A 4,772-nucleotide genomic window follows, 5' to 3' on the forward strand; every position below is an offset into this window, starting at 1 on the left:
GACCGATGTCTTTGGTTATGACGAAAATGCCCGTGTGTATCAAACTTGCGTAACCAATAATGCCAGTGGTGGTTTTTGTGAAAATTACCGTGCAGGTAAAAGCCTTAGCGATACCAAATACAGCCAAGTCAGCTGGAGTGGCATGGTGGATTACGAGCTAATCCCAGAGAAATTAACCGCTCGCTATAAAATCGGCACAGGTTTTCTTGCACCAACTGGCACACAAATTTATCGCAACTTCCAAGGACTTGGCGTGATGGAAGTGCCAAATTACAACCTAAAAGCAGAAACTTCCTTAAACCAAGAATTAGAATTTGAAGTCCGCCCAACAGACAACACCAAGCTAACCCTAGCAGGCTATGTCTCCAAATACGACAACTTCATTCACACCAAATTCTGGGAAGGCGATACAGGTGGTTGCAACGGTCGAGCCATCTGCCTACAATCAACCAACCTAGACACCGCCGAAGTCAAAGGCATTAAAGTTGGTATGGAAGCCGATTTGTCAGAAAAACTCAACACCAACGGCAAATTTAGCGTATCTGCCAATTATCACACCGCCAAAGACCATGCGTGGGTTGAGACCGATCATGATGGCAGATTTAAAATCAATACACTCGCCGCCACGCCAACCAGTCTCATTCTAGGTGCTGATTATGTTTCAGCCAATAGAGATTGAGAAATTCATGGACGACTGCGTGGCATTCGTGCCAAAAAAGCCGAAGATACCAAGAGTATTGGCGTTGTACCAAAATATGAAGTAGCCACTCGTGAATGTCCGTATGTCGGTTATGAGTATTTCTGTGTCTATGACGGCTACACCAGAGACTCCGCCACAGGCAAATACACCAAAACCGAACGCACTCGCACAGGCTACACGGAATTTGTGGAGACCTACCAAAACGCCAATCGTAGTAAAAATGTCGTGATTTATGATTTGTATGGCTCAAAAAAATTCGGCAAAGATGGCAAATTTATCCTAAATGCTGGTATTTATAACATCACCAATGTCAAATACATTCCTTGGGAAACCCTAAGAATGTTTAGCAATGCCAATGTCAATAACATGGTCGATAAAGACGGCAACGGCTTTAACCGCTACACCGCACCTGGTCGTAACTACGCCTTATCACTCACTTATGAATTTTAACTACCATCCAACAAAAAAGCCAATCCATCGCGATTGGCTTTTTTGTTGGCTCCATTTAGACGTGTAAATCATGCCCGCATCGGTCGCAGAACTTAGCGTTGGATGCGTGACCGAATTTACCGCACTTTGGGCAGCTGATGGGATGCAGCTGTGGGCGCATCGTACGGGTAAGCTCGGCAGTAAAAATCCCCGTCGGCACGGCAATGATCGCATAACCCATAATCATCACCATGCTTGCAATCGCTTGCCCTATCGGAGTCTTGGGCGAGATGTCGCCATAACCCACGGTCGTCAAAGTCACAACCGCCCAATAAATCGACAACGGAATACTGGTGTAGCCATTCTCAGGACCTTCAACCACATACATCACCGAGCCAAAAATCGTCACAAGCAATAGCAGCGATAAGAAAAACACGATGATCTTATGCTGACTGGTCTTAAACGCCGCCGCCAAAAATCCCGCCTGCTGCATGTATGAGCGTAATTTAAACACCCTAAAGATGCGCAAAATACGCAGAATACGCACCACAAGCAGATACTGCGTACCCACGAAGAATAAGCTTAGATAGCTTGGCAGCAGCGCCAACAAATCAATAACCCCAAAGAAGCTAAAAGCGTAACGCTTGCGGTTCGGTGCAGAATACAATCGCAGCGCATATTCAATGGTAAACAAGATAGTAAACAGCCATTCAGCATAAAAAAACAGCTGGCCATATTGCAGTCGCAAAATCAACACACTATCGAGCATGGCCACCGCCACCGACAATGCAATAGCAATCAGCAGCACCACATCAAAGAACTTACCTGTTCGGGTGTCTGTGCCTTCGATGATGACGTGGATACGTTCGGCTAGGGTTGGATTTTTATGATGCGCTTTCATACAGGGACTGATGATAAAATTTTGCGCTTATTTTACCAAATATTTTGATGGTGTGCTGATATTGTCACAAAAAAGACCACTGAATTTTGTATCAGTAGATGTTTATTGTGTTGAATTTTATGGTAAAATAGGCGATTATTTTTGTATTTTAAAGTTAATTTTTAAGGGTTTATTCTATGGCAGGTCATAGTAAATGGGCGAACATCAAACATCGTAAAGCCAAACAAGATGCCGCAAAAGGCAAAATCTTTACCAAAATCATTCGTGAAATCGTATCTGCCAGTAAAGGTGGCGACCCAGACCCTGTCAACAACCCACGCCTGCGTGCCGTGCTAGAAAAAGCCAACGCCGCCAACATGACCAAAGACGTGATTAAGCGCGCCATTGAACGTGGTCAAGGCGGCGGAGAAGGCGACAACGTCCAAGAGATTACCTATGAGGGCTATGGCGTGGGCGGTGTGGCGGTCATCGTTGAGACCATGACCGACAACGTAAACCGCACAGTAGGCGAAGTTCGTCATGCGTTTAGCAAACACGGTGGCAACCTAGGCACATCAGGCTCGGTGGCGTATTTATTCTCTAAGCGTGGCGAGATTGTCTTTGGTGACGTATCATTAGAAGATAAGGTCATGGAAGTCGCCCTAGAAGCAGGGGCAACGGATATTGAAAATGACGGCGAGAGTCTGCTTGTCATCACAGAGCCTAACGATTTCGGGGCGGTGGTGGACGCACTAGCCGATGCAGGGCTAAAAGCGGACAATGCCGAAGTAACCATGTCGCCAAGCACAAATGCTGATATTGATAACATCGATGATGCCCAGCGTGTGCTAAAAATGATTGATATGCTAGAAGATTTGGATGATGTTCAAGAAGTCTATACCAACGTCAATTTTAGCGATGACGTCATGGCACAGCTTGATGCTTAATCAAAAAACTTCTTGCCCATAAAACATCGCCCAAGTCCGCTTATGCAGATTTGGGCGATTTTGCATTGATGATTTTTATAAAAATTCGTTATGACAAGGAAAACTCATGACCACCCTATCCGACTACGTCCGTTCTATCATCACCGCCACCGTCTATGACGTTGCCATTCGTACCCCGCTTGATAAGGCGGACAAATTATCCGCACGCTTTGGCAATGACATTCGCCTAAAGCGTGAAGACATGCAACCCGTATTTAGCTTTAAACTGCGTGGGGCGTACAACAAAATCAGCCAATTATCAGACGAACAAAAAGCCAAGGGTATCATCTGTGCGTCCGCTGGCAACCACGCCCAAGGGGTTGCCTACTCGGCAAACCGCCTAAACCTTAATAACCTAATCGTCATGCCAAAAACCACGCCCGACATCAAGGTGCAAGCCGTCAAAGCCTTTGGTGGTACGGTGCATTTGCATGGCGACAGCTTTGATGAAGCCAACCGTTTTGCCATAGACAAGGCAACCACAGACGGCATGACCTACATCGCCCCTTATGATGATGAGCTTGTGATTGCAGGGCAAGGCACGGTGGCGTTGGAACTGTCGCAGGACTGGCGAGAGATGGAATACGTCTTTGTGCCGGTGGGCGGTGGTGGCTTGGTGGCAGGCGTGTCGGCATTTTTAGGGGAAGTCGCCCCCCATGTCAAGGTCATTGCCGTGGAGTCCGAAGGGTCAGCGTGTCTTAAAGTCGCATTAAATGACGGTCAGCGTACTCGCCTGCCACAGGTGAGCCTATTTGCAGACGGGGTGGCGGTTGCCCAAATCGGACAAATCCCTTTTGATGTTGCCAATTTAACCAAATCAAACGGTCAAGGCAAGGTCATCGATGACGTGATAACCTGCAATAACGATGAAATCTGTGCCAGCGTCAAAGACATTTTTGAAGAAAATCGCCACATCGTTGAGCCGTCTGGGGCGTTGGCATTGGCAGGGCTAAAGAAGTACATCAAAGAGCATAACTTGACTGGCAAAAACTGCGTGGCAATCGTCTCAGGGGCGAACATGAATTTTGACCGCTTGCGTTATATTGCCGAACGCACGGAGATTGGTGAGAACAAAGAAGCGATTTTTGCGGTGAAATTGCCCGAACAGGCAGGGGCGTTTTTGGATTTTTGTCGCTGTTTACAGGGGCGAAACATCACCGAATTTAACTACCGCCTAGACGCCACCAGCCCCAATGTCGCCCAAGTCTTTGTCGGCATTGGCTTAAAAGACGGTCAAAAAGAGCGTGCCACGATTACCGATGTGCTGGACAAAGGCGGATATGAAGCCCATGACCTAACCGATGACGAAGTCGCCAAAACGCATGTCCGCTATTTGATTGGCGGGCATGGGCGACTGACCGATGAACGTCTGTTTCGTGTCATGTTCCCCGAGCGTCCAGGGGCGTTGTTAAATTTCCTTGAAAAATTGGGGCAGGATTTTAACGTAACCTTATTTCACTATCGCAATCACGGTGCGGCGGAAGGGCGGATTTTGGTGGGACTACAAGCCACGCCCACAAGCGGACGGCAAATCGTGGACGCACTGACCGAGATTGGCTATGAATGCGAAGATTTGACGGATAATGTTGGCTATGGGGTGTTTTTAAAATAAACCCAAAAGACACGGTGATTAGTTGCCGTGTTTTTTATTGCCTGCAGCAGCCAAAAAGTTTGTTTTTACAAAGAATTTTTGTAAAATAAATCACACACCCAACCCAATGGAAAATTTTATGAAAAAACTTCTAAACCCCTTTTCATCACCCTATCCCTTTTACCC

At 46.8% G+C, this 4,772-nt stretch carries 6 protein-coding genes; 4 read left to right on the top strand and 2 right to left on the bottom strand.

Annotation, left to right across the window (positions count from 1 at the left end; translation table 11 throughout):
- Window positions 1-679 (top strand): TonB-dependent receptor (locus tag GY683_RS08795; RefSeq protein WP_297288370.1); only part of this gene is annotated, 679 nt, incomplete at its 5' end.
- On the opposite strand, the gene GY683_RS08800 is transcribed toward GY683_RS08795, so the two are convergent.
- Entirely contained in the window at window positions 662-901 is a 240-nt protein-coding gene (locus GY683_RS08800; protein WP_297288371.1) for a hypothetical protein, read from the bottom strand. The two genes, GY683_RS08795 and GY683_RS08800, sit on opposite strands and share 18 nt — an antisense overlap.
- On the opposite strand from GY683_RS08800, the gene GY683_RS08805 reads away from it, so the two are divergent.
- Window positions 887-1,150: a TonB-dependent receptor gene (locus GY683_RS08805; RefSeq protein ID WP_297288372.1), complete on the top strand. Its 264-nt coding sequence runs from the start codon at window positions 887-889 to the stop codon at window positions 1,148-1,150. The genes GY683_RS08800 and GY683_RS08805 overlap by 15 nt on opposite strands.
- Window positions 1,151-1,205: 55 nt before the next feature.
- Here GY683_RS08805 and GY683_RS08810 read toward each other — a convergent pair whose 3' ends face one another.
- Window positions 1,206-2,030: an ion transporter gene (locus tag GY683_RS08810; RefSeq protein WP_297288373.1), complete on the bottom strand. Its 825-nt coding sequence runs from the start codon at window positions 2,028-2,030 to the stop codon at window positions 1,206-1,208.
- Window positions 2,031-2,206: 176 nt separating this feature from the next.
- Between GY683_RS08810 and GY683_RS08815 the strand changes: the two genes are divergently transcribed.
- Both GY683_RS08815 and ilvA read left to right on the top strand, forming a co-directional pair.
- Window positions 2,207-2,956, top strand: a complete 750-nt coding sequence (locus GY683_RS08815; protein ID WP_297288374.1) for a YebC/PmpR family DNA-binding transcriptional regulator — start codon at window positions 2,207-2,209, stop codon at window positions 2,954-2,956.
- Window positions 2,957-3,062: 106 nt separating this feature from the next.
- Window positions 3,063-4,607, top strand: a complete 1,545-nt coding sequence (gene ilvA, locus GY683_RS08820; protein ID WP_297288375.1) for a threonine ammonia-lyase, biosynthetic — start codon at window positions 3,063-3,065, stop codon at window positions 4,605-4,607.
- The last annotated feature ends 165 nt before the right edge of the window (window positions 4,608-4,772 follow it).

This window comes from Moraxella sp., assembly GCF_024227015.1.
Taxonomy (GTDB): Bacteria; Pseudomonadota; Gammaproteobacteria; order Pseudomonadales; family Moraxellaceae; genus Moraxella.